This is a genomic window from Methylobacterium indicum, assembly GCF_017347565.1.
In the GTDB taxonomy this organism is placed as follows: domain Bacteria; phylum Pseudomonadota; class Alphaproteobacteria; order Rhizobiales; family Beijerinckiaceae; genus Methylobacterium; species Methylobacterium indicum.
This window is the reverse complement of record NZ_AP024146.1, coordinates 40,293-53,680: the sequence shown is the minus strand read 5'-3', so window position 1 is coordinate 53,680 and position 13,388 is coordinate 40,293. Positions and strand designations below refer to the sequence as shown.

Genomic DNA, 13,388 nt, shown 5'->3' with positions numbered 1-13,388 from the left:
CGTAATCGATGAACGATGATACCCCGAAAGAGGTCGCGTGGCATTTCGGGATCGCGACCGCCCTGTCCTTCTCGTTGATCGCCGCGCCGTTCGTGCCCGAGGCGATCCTAGTCTACGCCGGGTACCGCTTCCTACGCCACTTCACCTACGGCTGGCGGACCTGGCGCGCACCGGGGCGCGTCCCGTACCACCTCGGGCGCCGCGGCTATCGCGACGAGACCACGCGCCGGCGCGGCGACGCCACCTGGCCCGTCGGCCTCGCGACCCCCGGCCAGGTCTGGCTGCGGCGCGAGGACCTGGTTCAGGGCGTGGCGATCGAAGGCGACGACCCGCGATGGCAGGCCCTGGCGATCGGCAACCTCGTGTTCGGAGCCTGCATCAATCGCATGGGCGCCATCATCGTCGAGGGAATCCCCAAATCCCTCCCTGAGCTCGCCGGCCGCGGCGTGCTCGATCCAGGGCCTGGAGCCGTCAGGAAGCCGGAAATGCTGACCCGGCAGATCGCCAGCGTCGCGCAGCCCTTCGGCCGGGACCAAGAGGTCTACTCGATCGATCTCGACGCCGTGCCCCGGCCGCCCCTGCGGATAGAGGACTCGACGCTGGCAGCAGCGATCGCGGACCTGCGCCTGGGCCCGGAAGCCGAAGCCCTGCATGCCGTGCTGATGCCGTTCGTCAAGGAGATCGCCACACGGTTCAAGAAGAACCCCCTCGAACTCTATGCGTCCTTCGTCGACGAGGTCGCACTCGAACATCTGGTCGAGGGCAAGTACGAGATCGACGGGCATGAGGTAAACGCCAAAGAGGTCGAATCGCCCGAGGGTGCGGCTCTTCGGGCAGCGGTCCAGCCGATCCGCGACCTTCCGGATGACAAACGCGAGGCCGGCCGCAAGGCCCTCGCCGCGCACGCAACCGAGATCGCCAGCCTCAAGAGCGTCTCGCTCACCGAGGGCTTCGAGCTGCGCTCCGCCATCTCGGCGCGGGGGATCGTCTGCATCCGACCGTCGTCGCCCCTGACCACGGCGCTCGTGATCGCGCGCTGCACCGAGGCTTTGATCGAGGGCAAGCCGGGGCACGGCTCGGACAACCTCATTCACGTCGCGTATCCCGGGGAGCTTTCAGGCAAGTCGGCGCGACGCTTCCGGGCCGCCGCCGTAAAGGCCGGTGCGATCGGCACCCTCTCTCTTCCGGCGAGACCACCCGGCCACCTCTACAAGGCCGTCCGAAAAATCACCGCCCTTCGTTTTCAAAGCAGGGCCGGAGCGAAAAACGCTTCGGAGGGAGCCTCGAAGATCATCTCCGCGCTCAAAGATTGTCCCTTCGTGCTCGACGTCGAGCTTCCCAGCATGCCGCAGCGTAGCCCGCAAAAGACCTAGAAAGAGAGTTCTACGATGAAAATACGCTCGAATCAGGCTCAGGGCGCGATTCGGGTTGACTCTGCTTAACACACAGAACCAGATGCCATTTCGCCGGCTCTCCGCCGGAGCGCCGTCAACCAGGAGTTCACCGCCGCCGCAGAGCACCCCTGAAAAGCCATCGGCCCCCACCTCCTTGCCGGGAGATGAGGGCCGAATGACCGTTACGAGAAGGCTGTAGGAGCCCAAAAACCAACTCCTACAAGCCACGGATCGCCCCCGGGCGTCAAGCGAGAAAGCGCATTTCTCGTGACGGAGAGGCTTTGCCTGGAGGAGGCCGCCCCTATGGGGTGACCTCACGAGCTGTCGCGGCCCGACCGGAAAGGGATCGGGCGTATGAAAGAAAACAGTGGCCGCCTTGGTGAGGTGGCCAGGCGAATCACCGCGCCATTCGGCGCGCGGTCGCTGACGGCTGCGCAAATCGCCGCTCAGGCCGAGGCTGCAACGGCTCGGCCTGCCGGCATCGTCGCCGAGAAATGGCGCGTCCTGCACGACCTCACGGTCGCGCGGGCACGCTTCGGCCTGTCGTCCGCGACCCTCGTCGTGTTCGGGGCGATCCTGACCTCCTGCCCGAGACAGTGCTGGCTCCGACCGAGGACAGTCCCGACCTGCCCCGACCTGGTGGTCTTCCCCTCGCGCAGCAGCCTCGTGGCTCGGGCGCGCGGCCTCTCCGAGGCGGCCTTGCACCGTCACCCCCTGCTCTCTGCGAGGCCGGCTTGATGATCCGGCGCGACATCTCCAACGGCAAGCGCCTCGCGCGCCGTGGCGAGGGCGGACAAGTCACTCATGCCTTCGGCTTCGACCTCGCTCTGTCTCGCCCACGAAACCGTTGCCGCTCTACGAGGCATTCATTGGCGAAGCCGCGCTCGGCCGATTGGTCAACGGTGAGTATGAGATCGGCGGCGACGAGGTCAGCGCTGCACGCCTTTCGTCTTCGGATGGAGCGGCTCTCAGGGCGGTGTTCATATTGTCAAGGAGTGGATCGCGAGACCGGCGAGAACGGGCGCAAGCCCCTCGCCGTCCATGCACGGGAGATCGATGGTCTGACCAGCGTCCCCCCTCTCCGAGGTCCTCGAGCTGCGTTCCGCCCTGTCCGTCGGCGGGCTGGTCTGCATCTGTCCCTCATCGGCTTTCAGGACGCGCTCGTGATCGCCCGCTGCGTCGAGGCCCTTGCGGCGGCGGAGACGGGCCACACCGGTCACGCCTTCCTCCACATCGACCATCCCGATGCGCCATCCGGCGCCTCCGCGAGGTGGTTCCGGACAGCTGTCGTCCAGGCAGGCGCAACCGGCACTGTCTCGCTTCCGTGACGGCCGGCGGATCACATTCACAAGGCCACACGGAAGCTCTGCGCCCTGCCGATACAGAGCTGGGAGGTGAAGGGACGAAGCATCCCTCACGCCGGCAAGATCGCTTCCTCGATCAAGGAGTCCTCATTCGCATTGGTCGTTTGGTTCCCCCAATTTCCAGAATCATCCGATCAGGGATTTAACGATAAATGCCTCGCAATTCTCGACTGACGCTTGGGTGTGACTCACGGCGCGAATCGGGTTGACTCTTTTTAGTGCAACAACCGAGATGGCCATTCGCCGGCTCCCTCACGGGGGTCATCGCAACCACCGGAGAATCCGCCGCCGCAGTCAGACCCTGAAAAGCCATCGGCCCCCACCTCCCTGGCAGGAGATGAGGGCCGAATGACCGTCTCGAGATATGGGCCGGTGAGGACCTAAAGCATCCCTCACAAGCCACAGAACGCCCTCGGGCGTCAAGCGAGAAACGCAGTTTCTCGTGACGGAGAGGCTTTGCCTGGACGGAGTGCGCTCTAACGAGTGGCTCCGAACGACGTGTTGCGGCCCGACCAAAGAGGGGATCGGGCGTATGACAGATACCAGTGGCCGCCTCGTCGAGGTGGCCAGGCGAATCACCGCGCCGTTCGGCGCGCGATCGCTCACGGCTGCGCAACTCGCCGCGCAGGCTGATGCCAACCGCCGGCCGCCGGGCGCCGTCGCCGAGAAGTGGCGCGTGCTGCACGACCTCACCGTCGCACGATCGAAGCTTGGGTTGTCGCCAACGACCTTGGTCGTGCTCGAGGCCTTGCTGACCTTCCATCCTGAGACCGTGCTGGCCCCGGACAAAGAAGCCGACGTCGATCTTGTCGTGTTCCCTTCGAACCGGACATTAGCCGCTCGAGCGCGCGGCCTCTCCGAAGCTGCATTGCGCCGCCATCTCTCCTCGCTGGTCGAGGCCGGCCTGGTGATTCGGCGCGACAGCCCGAACGGCAAGAGATACGTTCGGCGTGGTGAGGGTGGGCAGATCGAGCACGCCTTCGGCTTCGATCTCACCCCCCTCGCCTTGCGCGCGGCCGAGATCGCCGCCGCCGCAGAGGCCGTGCGGGCCGACGCTCTCGCTCAGAGCATTGCACGCGAGAGGGTCAGCCTGCTCCGTCGCGATTGTGCCAAGCTTTTCGATGCGCTCGAGCGTGAGGAGCGAGCCGCATCTGACTTGGAGCCGCAGGCCGGCGAGTTGCGGGAGCAGTTTCGCAAGCTTCTCGCAGCCTACCCGCGCCGGCCGGATCCGATCGATGTCACGACCCTCGCCGATGGCCTGGAGGTCCTTGCCCTGGCGGTGAGCGCCGCACTGACCGATCGTGTGGAATCCAAAAAAATGAGCGGCAGTGCCGCTCAGACAGATCGGCACATACAGAGTTCAAATCCTGATACCCCTGTTAGTGAAAGGGCATCCAGGGATGGGATGAAGCCGCCGTCGGATTCAGGGTCGAGCAGCGCCGCGCCTGCTGTCGCCGATTGCGCCATCCGTTCGACCTATCCGCTCAGTTCCGTGCTCGATGCCTGCCCGCAAGTGCAGGACTTCTCGCCTTCCGGGATCCGGTCCTGGCACGACTTGATCGAGACAGCGGATCGGATCCGGCCGATGCTCGGGATCAGCCCTGCAGCCTGGAACGATGCTCAGGATGCCATGGGCACGGAAGCAGCCGCGATCACTCTGGCGGCGATCCTCGAACGCAGCGAGCGGATCAAAAACGCGGGTGGCTATTTGAGAACCCTTACAGAGCGCAAGCGAGCAGGAACCTATTCCCTCGGACCCGTCCTGCAGGCCCTTCGCAGAGCACAGCTTCGGCCGCTTGAGGCACCACGGTAGTCCAGCCGGATTCAGATCATGCGAGTTCACTGGCTTCGCCTGGTCCGCCGACTTCGCCGGTCTCTTTCCGCTTGAGCCAACTCAGTTTGGTTTTCGGTTGAAGTGGGGCGAGGGGCGTCGTCCTGATCGAGTGCGATCGTACTACGGACGCGAGGCTGCCGGGTCTTGGCTCAGCTTTCGGCCCCCTGCCCGTTCAGCATTGCCCTGCTCGGGGACGCTGCGCGCCCTCCCTCACGGAACATCCTTGCCCGTCATCGCTGAGGTCATCCAGATCGACGACCGGCCCGTGCGGAGCAGACTTCAGTTCCGATCGAGGTTCATGCCAACGAGCGGGACCCTGCCCTGTCTGCATCGGTGGTTGGATGCGTCGATCCAGCCGCACCCAGTCTTCTCCGATCGTACCTCCGGAGCAACCCAAGCCGAGTCTCGTGCTGCGCTTGCCTCGCTCCGATTCCGGACTCGACTCCCACGGCGAATCGTAGCACATCGGTAACCTTCACGGTTTTAACGTCCATTCGGCCGATTTACCGTGAGCGAGAGTCGAGGCTGTGAACCAGCATGTCATGCCGCACCAGACGTTGAGACCGTCAGTGGCCACACAAAGCGAGATGATCGGCGACCACGCCGAAATCCTGCGTACTCAGCTGCAGAGGATGTCGACTGCACTCTATCCGCCGAGTGCTGCCAAGACGCTCCGTCGGTTCTCGTCCGGCGAGGCAGCCAAAATCATCGGTGTTTCGGACAGTCGGCTGCGTCAGCTCTCGATCGATGGAGCTGGACCCCAGCCCGAGATATCCGCGACCGGGCGCAGATCATACTCGCTCGCCGATATCCACGGCGTTCGCGCACATCTGGACGAGATCAATCGTTCAGGACGCAAGTATCAGCCTTGGCGGGGACCGGACGACCACCTCCAGATCATTTCTGTCGTGAACTTCAAAGGCGGCTCAGGCAAGACCACAACGGCAGCGCACCTTGCGCAATCTCTCGTGCTCCGCGGTTACCGCGTCCTGGCCATCGACCTGGATCCCCAGGCCAGTTTGTCCGCCCTCCTCGGCGTTCAGCCTGAACTCGACGTGCGACCGAACGATACGCTCTACGGAGCGATCCGGTACGAGGGAGGTCGCCCGCTCTCCGATATCATCCGTCCGAGCTACTTCACGGGCCTCGACGTTGTGCCCGCCAATCTCGAATTGATGGAGTTTGAGCACGAAACGCCCAAGGCACTGGCTAAGCGTCGGAGCACCGACCAGCTGTTCTTCACCCGCGTCGCTCAGGCGCTCAGCACGGTCGATGACCGCTACGACATCGTCGTGATCGATTGCCCGCCGCAGCTCGGCTTCCTAACCCTTTCGGCCCTCTGCGCGGCAACGTCGCTCCTCATCACGATCCATCCGCAAATGCTCGATGTCTCGTCGATGTCGCAGTTCCTCGCGATGGCAAACGACCTGCTCTCCGTCGTGCGGGATGCCGGCGGGAAGATCGAGTACGACGCGCTGCGGTATCTCATCACACGATACGAACCCCAGGATGGCCCGCAGAACCGCATCGTCGCCTTGCTCCGCAGCTTGTTCGGAGAGGCCGTGCTGAATGCACCGATGCTGAAGTCCTCGGCGGTGTCGGATGCCGGCCTGTCCAAGCAGACCCTCTACGAAATCGGGCGGGAGACCATGACGCGTTCGACCTACGATCGAGCGATCGAAGCCCTCGAAGCCGTGAATGGTGAGATCGAAGCCACTATCCGCCGTGCCTGGGGGCGCGCATGAGCCGGAAATCGAGCCTCGACGCAATCTTCCAGACCGGGCCACTGCCGGCGGCCCCCTCCCCGGCTGAGGCGTTAGAAGCTTCTAACCGGCCGAGTGATGCTGCTGCTCCGCCGTTAGAAGCTTCTAACCCGCCACCCATTCCTCGCATCCGAAGCGGCGCCTTGGCGGCCATGGGATCGGCCCTGGAGCACCTTGCCTCTCGCGCGGAGGTCGCCGAGCAGATCGAGACCGGATCCGCTATAGTCGAGCTCGATGCCGAACTGCTCGACGGCTCCTTCGTCGCCGACCGAGTGTCGGACGCTACCGATCCGACACTCGATACCCTGGTCGAGAGCATTCGCGAGAGCGGTCAACAAGTACCGATCCTAGTTCGGCCGCATCCGTCGAAATCTGGCAGGTACCAGATTGCCTTCGGCCACCGCCGCGCCCGGGCCTGCCGTGCTCTCAAAAGGCCCGTCCGCGCCGTAGTCAGACCACTCACGGACGCGGAACTGGTCGTAGCGCAGGGCAAGGAGAACCTCGATCGGCGAAATCTCAGCTACATTGAGCGAGCCTTCTTCGCCTTTCGGCTTGAGGCTCTCACCTTCCCGCGGGACGTGATCTGCGCGGCGATGGGCGTCCACAAGCCGGACGTATCCAACTACATCACAGTCGCGCGTACAGTCCCGGAACACGTCGTCGCCGCCATCGGACCAGCACCGAAAGCCGGCGGTCCGCGATGGCGCGCGCTCGCCGAGCGAATCAAGACGGCGCCGCCGAACAAGTTGGACCAGATCCTCGCCGATCCGAGTTTTCAGGGACGACCAACCGATGAGCGATTCGTCGAATTGCTCGAGGCATTGTCCCCGAAAGCCGTAGTGAAAAAAGCTGAGGTCTGGAAGGACCAGGCAGGTCGCAAGCTCGCTCGCGTCGAGCGGGGCGATCAGCGCTTCACCCTTTCGCTGGATGAGAAGCTGGAGCCAACCTTCGGCGACTATCTGCTCAGCCGGCTTGCCGAGCTCCTCGCCGACTTCAAGGCCGGCCAGGAATAGCCCCACCCGCAACACGAACAGGGAGACGAACCCACCGCAAAAAGAAAGGGCCCACCGAACCGCAGCCCGGCAGACCCTCTCTCGTCTTCAGCAAACGCAGAGAACCACATCTCCCGGCACATCTCAAGTCGCTTTAGCGCCAATCTGACGGTTTTGGCTGCCGCTCGATCTTTGCCCGGTGCTCGGCAAAAAGGATGAAACAACACATCACGACGCCTTTCGGGCGGCGTACGCTGACGGCTGCGCAAATTCAGGCGCAGGCGAACGCTGCCGCTTGTTCGGACGGGATGACAGTCCACAAATGGACGGTCTTTCGGGACGTCGCTGCCGCCCGCAGGCTGCTCGGCCTGAACGATCGAGCCGTTGCCGTTCTCGACGCGCTCCTGACCTTCTATCCTGAGACGGCCTTATCGACAGCGGAGCGGAACGACCTCATCGTCTTTCCTTCTAACGCTTCCCTAGCCCTGCGCGCTCATGGGATCGCGGAAGCGACCCTCCGACGCTCGCTCGCAGCCCTCATCGAAGCCGGTCTGATCATTCGCCGCGATAGCCCGAACGGGAAGCGGTACATCCGACGAGATCAAAGCGGGACTGTCGCGCAGGCTTACGGATTCGATCTCTCCCCGTTGGTCGCCCGGGCCGCCGAACTCGCCGGTCTTGCCGAGAAAGTGCGAGCTGACGTTCTGGCGCTCCGGGTCTTGCGCGAGCGCGTCACGCTCCTGCGGCGCGACTGCTCGAAGATGGTCGTTGCGCTGGAGGAAGCCGGAGAGGCGCTTGGTGGTGCCAATCCGGTGCGGTGCCGCTTCTCGGAGATCGTCGGCGCACTGCCCAGGAGGCCGACAGTTGCCGACCTGGATCAAGCTGCCGATGCGTTGACTGACTTAGCGATCGACCTCAGCAACTTGCTGATCTCACACCAAGAACGGCCTGAAGCGAACGCCAACCCCGACCAGGATGATCGGCACATACAGAGTTCAAATCCTGAGGTTTTAGATTGTGAACCGGCACCCGGCTTGGGGCAGGCGGAAGCGCCATGGAGAGGTGAGGGGAGGGCGGCTCCGGTTGAAGCCTTGCCGGCTCGCATCACCTATCCTCTTGGGTTCGTCATCGAGACCTGTCCCGACATCAGCAATTACACTCGCACGGGTATTCGAAGCTGGAGCGACCTTGCCGGCACGGCAGATCTCGTCAGTTCCGCGCTTGGCATCAGCCAGGCCGCTTGGCGCGAAGCGCAGGAAGTGATGGGCCAAGATGGCGCTTCCGTTGCCGTTGCGGCCATCTTGCAGCGTGCCGATCACATAAGATGTCCCGGTGCTTACCTCCGCGCGCTGGTCGAGCGAAAACGCATGGGGAAATTCAGCCTCGGTCCCATGTTGCAGGCGCTCATCAGGGCGAAGCTTGTCGTTTCCAGGCCCAGAAAGCCTGTTCGATGAACATACCGTTCGATGCTTCGCTCCCGGCGTCATGGCAGAGTCGCGAACCGCGTCGGTCGTGCGTTGATCGGCACACTCAGACAGCGGGCAAGCTTGGCGACACTAGCTTTCACAAACCATGATACCGGCCATTCGGGCACGATCTGCGCCTTCGCCCGATCAGATGACGCTGCGAGCGACCGCCGGCCTCGCCTCCTTGATCCAATCTCAATCCAGCCCCAATATATGGGTCGGGTTAAGGAGCATGTCGTGACAGGGTCCGCATTTACGGCAGCTGAGGCCGCGTTCGTTCTGCGTGAGCCTATCAAGCAGATCAAGAAGGCGATGGACGCTGGTCCCGTCCAGGCGAAGCTCATCCCGAAGGCAGGAGGAGCTGTTCGCGCCGTCGAGTGGATGGATCTGGTTTACCTCTTTGCCGTTCGCGCCCTTCGCGATGAACTCACGCCTAAGGCCAGGAACGAGTTCTATCACGCTCTTCGGCAATCACCCGTGGAAGATGCGCGCGAAGTTTGCTTCGGGCACCTCAGCATCGCGATCGGTGATTTCAAGACTGAACTCCAGGGCAGAACCCGCGAGCTCGCAGAGCTTTCCGAGAAGATCGAATTCCGCTCGACCGGCGAGGCCGTACTGAAGGGAAGCGGTGTCGAGGTGCATCGGATCGCAGCGCTGCTCAATGGTGGGATGAGTACCGAGGACATCTGCATGGATTACCCGTCACTCTCGCCCGACGGCGTCGCGGTCGCGAAGGCTTACGCCGATGCTCACCCGAAACACGGTCGTCCCTATCCCGGCACCACGGCCAAGCGTGCCTTGCGCAACGCAGGGCTCGGAGCTCTGGACGAGGTGCTCGACGGGGAATGAAGTACCTCCTCGATACCAACGTCTTTCGCGAGATCGGTAAAACTGCTCCTCATGAAAACGTCGTAGCCTGGTTGAAGGGCGTCGATGATGCCGACATCGCCATCAGTGCTTTGACAGTTCGGGAGGTAACCAAGGGAGTTGCCAAGTTTCGTGCGAGAAAGCAGGATATCGCTCAAGAGATTGAAAGACGCGTCGCCGCAACGTTCGATGCCTTCGTCGACCGCATCCTGCCTGTTGATCGCGACGTAGCGGCGCTCTGGGGGAATCTTTTAGCCGACAGCGAGAAGCATATCGATGATACCGGCATCGCGGCGACGGCTCGGGTCCATGGCCTTGTTCTGGTGACCCGCACATCGGCGATATGATCGGTCGTGGTGCCACGACACTCGATCCCTACAAGGCTCATCGTCGCGGATGACATGACAGTTCAAAGAGGGGAGGGGACCTACGGCCTAGAGGCTGTTACGGACCACAGCGAAGTCTGCGGCCCTTCGAAGCAGCAGGACGCTGAAGGCGACGAGGTGCAGTCCCGCGAGGGTGGCGGGCAGGCGTTCATAGTCGCGGGCCAATCGGCGGAAGCGCGCCATCCAGGCGAAGGCGCGCTCGACCACCCATCGGCGTGGCAGCAGGACGAAGCCGCGCTTGGCCTCGGGCAGCTTCACCACCTCCAAGGTGATGCCGTGGTCGGCCGCCGCCTTCGCTGCGCGCTCGCCCGTGTAGCCCTGATCGACATAGGCGAGGTTCACGCTGTCACCGGTGGCCTCTTGCACGGCATCAGCCAGCGCAGCGACGGCAGAGCGGTCATCGACACTGGCGGGCGTGACGTGCAGCGCCAGCACCTGGCCGAGCGTGTCGACCGCCGCATGCAGCTTCGAGCCGCGCGTGCGCTTGTGCCCGTCCCAGGCGGCGCGAGCGCCACTCTCGGGCGTCGAGCGCAAGGTGCGACTATCGAGTACGACGGCCGAGGGCTCCTCAGACCGGCCCGAGGCCAAGCGCAGCACAGCGCGCAGATCGTGAACCAGGTTCTCAAAGCAGCCGGCTCGCAGCCAGCGTTGGGCCTGATCGTACACGGCATGCCAGGGCGGAAGGTCGTGGGGCATGGCGCGCCACGCCACGCCGTAACGAACCACGTAGCGCAGCCCGTTGAACACCTCCCGCAAGCTGTGCTCGCGTTGGGCGGCGGTCTCGGGCAGCAGCGTCAGGTAGGGCGCAACCAGCGCCCATTCTTCATCGCTGACATCGGAGGGGTAGGAGCGACGAGACTGCATCCATCCAAAAATGGCGCACTCGCCGGTCCGTAACAGCCTCTAGGTGTATGGTCTCGGAATGAGGTGGTGCGGATCGATCTTGAACCGGTCTGGGTCTTTGGCCCAGGCCTGACAGATGGTTTGGAACGGAGTCTTCCCGCACAGCGCCTTGAGGTGCTTGGCGAAGTTGTAGGCTGTCACGAAGGCCAGCACATGCGCCTTCAAGCTCTGTAGATCATCGTAGTGGAAAACCTTGACCGTCGCATCCTTGATCGTCCGGTTCATGCGTCTTCCAGGTGATGGTTCGGGAGCGGCGTCGTGCTGACCTCGATGGCTGGATCGAGAAGGCGGGTGACAGCCTGCTGGGATCCTTCGCGGCGGGGCTCGTAAAGGACAGGGCGGCCGTCGCTGCGGCGCTGACGGAGCTGTGGTCGAACGGGCAGACTGAAGGTCAGATCACCCGCCTAAAGCTGGTGAAGCGGCAGATGTCCGGCTGTGCCAATCTTGACCTGCTCGAAGTTCGACTGATCGGTGCAGCTTGAACTGATCTGCACCGAAATTGCATCCGAGCCCTTATTCGACGCCTAATCACACCTTGACGTAACGCCAGCTCGTCGACCAGAGTTCTAGCATCGCTTCAAGCGAGGCAGTCGGCATCGCAACCTCCTATCTCACACCGTCAGATAGGGATGACGTCCTGCGGATGTAATGCGAGAGTTAGACTTCGGACATTGACCGCAAATCGGAAAGATGTTTTTCACAAATCGATGCCGTGCCTCGATCAAATTTTTGCGATCATTGCACTGAAGGGCGCCTTCAAGGACTGACGCTCGAAATCGACTGTTTGCAAGCGGTTAAAATCGTGCAATTTCAAATCTCGAAACGAGCACAATAAGCTCGCCGGAATATCGGGGGAAGATCTTGGACCACGAGAGATATCGCTGCCGCTCGATCAGGCGGAATGTCCCAGTTCGGACCAAGGTTCTGCATGCGATTGTCCTGGCAGCCTTGCTGGTGCCGCGGTCGGGCGGCGCCGAGACCCTGCCGGAGGCGCAGGTCCAGGGCGTCACCCCGACCGAAGCGCAGGCTCAAGCCGCGACTGCGTTCCGCGACAGCACCGACGCGCCGCCGCCAGGCTGGACCGGGCCCGTCTTCAAGCTCAGCCGCGACTACCCGCGCACCCCGCCGACCTGTGCGGCACCGTGGCTCAAACGCGACGTATCCTTCAACGATCCGAAACCGGACTGGGAGCACGGATGGAAGTCGTACATCCAAGACGTGATCGACTACGTGAAGCAAGGTCAGGATCCCGACCTGCCCGACCATGTCGGCTGGCGCGTCGCGGTCGGCGGCGAGACGCGCTGGTTCCACGTGCCCTGGATGGCCTATGACGGCGAGCGCGGCCGGGAATTCGTCCACGGCCTGACCAACGAATTGTCCACCGCCTCCTCGGCTTTCCGTGACGGGGGCCGGGGCAGCGGCAAGCACCAGTTGCTCGGGGCCTCCCCGCAGAACGGCATCGATCCGCTGTTCGAGACCTGGTCGGTCGGCATGTACAATCCGTGCGGCGCCTGGTCCCTCGGGCAGGTCTTCCCGCCTTCGGGCGAGCCGGCCACCACCCGGCAGGACGGACGGCTCCTGGCCAAGGGCCTGCCGTTCCCGCCCGGCACCGTGGTGATCAAGCTCCTGAACAGCACCGCGGACGAGCGCCTCGTGCCCTATCTCAAGGGCTCCACGAACTGGCAGGTCAACGGCCATCGGCAGACCGGGCCGGCGAGCTACGACACGTGCGAGCGGGCGGTGCGACGGGTCCACCTCGTCCAGATCGACCTTGCCGTCGTGGATCCCCGCTCCCCGACGCGCTGGGTCTACAGCACGCTGGCCTATGACGGGACCCTGCCCGGCTCCTCGATCTGGGATCGCCTACGCCCGCTGGGGGTGCAGTGGGGCAGCGATCCGGGCACCTTCCCGGCGGTGCCCTCGACGGCGAGCCGGTCCCTGCGCGAGACCATCCTGGCGCCGATCGGGCTGCCCGAGCATTACGGCTGCGAGCGGCGCCTGGCGGGCGTCGTCGACCAGGCGAATTCGAGCTGCGTCTCGTGCCACATGGGCGCCTACGGCGCGGCGCCCGGCAGCCTCAACGTGCAGGGCCAGAACGTCCCGGCGATCTTCAATTTCGGGGACATGTGCACCCAGTACAATCTGGGGAATAAAAACTACTTCTCGAACTATCGCTACCCCGCTCCCTATCCGAGCGGGCAGTTCGACCAGGCCATCCCGCTCGACTCCTCGCTGCAGGTCGCCGTCGCCTTCGCGCAGTACGGCGTGTTCCGCAACCCGCACAACCCGCAGGCGCAGAAGGTCTGCCCGAGCCCGCTCGCGGGGGAGGCCGCGGCGATCCGCTGACCCCGTCCCGACCGGGCAGGATCGGCCGCCCGACGCGGCGTGCGAAGCCGGGTCGCCGCCGCGTCGCGGCATC

Annotated in this window: 11 protein-coding genes and 2 pseudogenes; 11 read left to right on the top strand and 2 right to left on the bottom strand. The window is 63.8% G+C overall.

Annotated features, from left to right (window positions below):
- Positions 1-8: 8 nt before the first annotated feature.
- From miv_RS30520 to miv_RS30480, 9 genes are all read left to right on the top strand, one after another.
- Entirely contained in the window at positions 9-1,373 is a 1,365-nt protein-coding gene (locus miv_RS30520) for a hypothetical protein (protein ID WP_207183794.1), read from the top strand.
- Positions 1,374-1,748: 375 nt separating this feature from the next.
- Positions 1,749-2,132 (top strand): helix-turn-helix domain-containing protein, encoded by a 384-nt coding sequence (locus miv_RS30515; RefSeq protein WP_207183793.1) that lies wholly within the window; start codon positions 1,749-1,751, stop codon positions 2,130-2,132.
- Entirely contained in the window at positions 2,132-2,722 is a 591-nt protein-coding gene (locus tag miv_RS33980) for a helix-turn-helix domain-containing protein (RefSeq protein WP_207183792.1), read from the top strand. Before miv_RS30515 ends, miv_RS33980 begins: the two co-directional genes overlap by 1 nt.
- A 568-nt stretch (positions 2,723-3,290) precedes the next feature.
- The gene (repC, locus tag miv_RS30505; RefSeq protein WP_244749124.1) at positions 3,291-4,571 is read left to right on the top strand and encodes a plasmid replication protein RepC; all 1,281 of its coding nucleotides are present in this window, start codon (positions 3,291-3,293) and stop codon (positions 4,569-4,571) included.
- A 563-nt stretch (positions 4,572-5,134) separates the two neighbouring features.
- Positions 5,135-6,337, top strand: a complete 1,203-nt coding sequence (repA, locus tag miv_RS30500) for a plasmid partitioning protein RepA (protein WP_207183822.1) — start codon at positions 5,135-5,137, stop codon at positions 6,335-6,337.
- A complete protein-coding gene (repB, locus tag miv_RS30495; protein ID WP_207183791.1) occupies positions 6,334-7,368 on the top strand; it encodes a plasmid partitioning protein RepB in 1,035 nt (344 codons plus the stop codon). The genes repA and repB overlap by 4 nt, the downstream gene beginning before the upstream one ends.
- Positions 7,369-7,562: 194 nt before the next feature.
- Positions 7,563-8,801: a plasmid replication protein RepC gene (gene repC, locus miv_RS30490; RefSeq protein WP_207183790.1), complete on the top strand. Its 1,239-nt coding sequence runs from the start codon at positions 7,563-7,565 to the stop codon at positions 8,799-8,801.
- A gap of 249 nt (positions 8,802-9,050) precedes the next feature.
- Positions 9,051-9,662: a DUF433 domain-containing protein gene (locus tag miv_RS30485; RefSeq protein WP_207183789.1), complete on the top strand. Its 612-nt coding sequence runs from the start codon at positions 9,051-9,053 to the stop codon at positions 9,660-9,662.
- Entirely contained in the window at positions 9,659-10,027 is a 369-nt protein-coding gene (locus miv_RS30480) for a PIN domain-containing protein (protein WP_207183788.1), read from the top strand. The genes miv_RS30485 and miv_RS30480 overlap by 4 nt, the downstream gene beginning before the upstream one ends.
- A gap of 87 nt (positions 10,028-10,114) precedes the next feature.
- On the opposite strand, the gene miv_RS30475 is transcribed toward miv_RS30480, so the two are convergent.
- Together miv_RS30475 and miv_RS30470 are read right to left on the bottom strand one after the other, a co-directional pair.
- Positions 10,115-10,930, bottom strand: a complete 816-nt coding sequence (locus tag miv_RS30475; protein ID WP_207183787.1) for an IS5 family transposase — start codon at positions 10,928-10,930, stop codon at positions 10,115-10,117.
- A gap of 39 nt (positions 10,931-10,969) precedes the next feature.
- Positions 10,970-11,197, bottom strand: a pseudogene (locus tag miv_RS30470) (IS481 family transposase); the annotation flags it as partial.
- A 2-nt stretch (positions 11,198-11,199) separates the two neighbouring features.
- Between miv_RS30470 and miv_RS30465 the strand changes: the two are divergent.
- Positions 11,200-11,451: pseudogene (locus tag miv_RS30465) on the top strand (transposase); the annotation flags it as partial.
- A gap of 472 nt (positions 11,452-11,923) precedes the next feature.
- Positions 11,924-13,315 carry a hypothetical protein gene (locus tag miv_RS30460; protein ID WP_207183786.1) on the top strand — a complete coding sequence of 464 codons (1,392 nt, stop codon included), beginning with the start codon at positions 11,924-11,926 and terminating at the stop codon, positions 13,313-13,315.
- The last annotated feature ends 73 nt before the right edge of the window (positions 13,316-13,388 follow it).

Bases quoted from the DNA above. Each gene is read 5' to 3' on its own strand.
- miv_RS30520 (WP_207183794.1), top strand. From the start codon at position 9: ATGAACGATGATACCCCGAAAGAGGTCGCGTGGCATTTCGGGATCGCG.
- miv_RS30515 (WP_207183793.1), top strand. From the start codon at position 1,749: ATGAAAGAAAACAGTGGCCGCCTTGGTGAGGTGGCCAGGCGAATCACC.
- miv_RS33980 (WP_207183792.1), top strand. From the start codon at position 2,132: ATGATCCGGCGCGACATCTCCAACGGCAAGCGCCTCGCGCGCCGTGGC.
- repC (WP_244749124.1), top strand. From the start codon at position 3,291: ATGACAGATACCAGTGGCCGCCTCGTCGAGGTGGCCAGGCGAATCACC.
- repA (WP_207183822.1), top strand. From the start codon at position 5,135: ATGCCGCACCAGACGTTGAGACCGTCAGTGGCCACACAAAGCGAGATG.
- repB (WP_207183791.1), top strand. From the start codon at position 6,334: ATGAGCCGGAAATCGAGCCTCGACGCAATCTTCCAGACCGGGCCACTG.
- repC (WP_207183790.1), top strand. From the start codon at position 7,563: ATGAAACAACACATCACGACGCCTTTCGGGCGGCGTACGCTGACGGCT.
- miv_RS30480 (WP_207183788.1), top strand. From the start codon at position 9,659: ATGAAGTACCTCCTCGATACCAACGTCTTTCGCGAGATCGGTAAAACT.
- miv_RS30475 (WP_207183787.1), bottom strand. From the start codon at position 10,930: ATGCAGTCTCGTCGCTCCTACCCCTCCGATGTCAGCGATGAAGAATGG.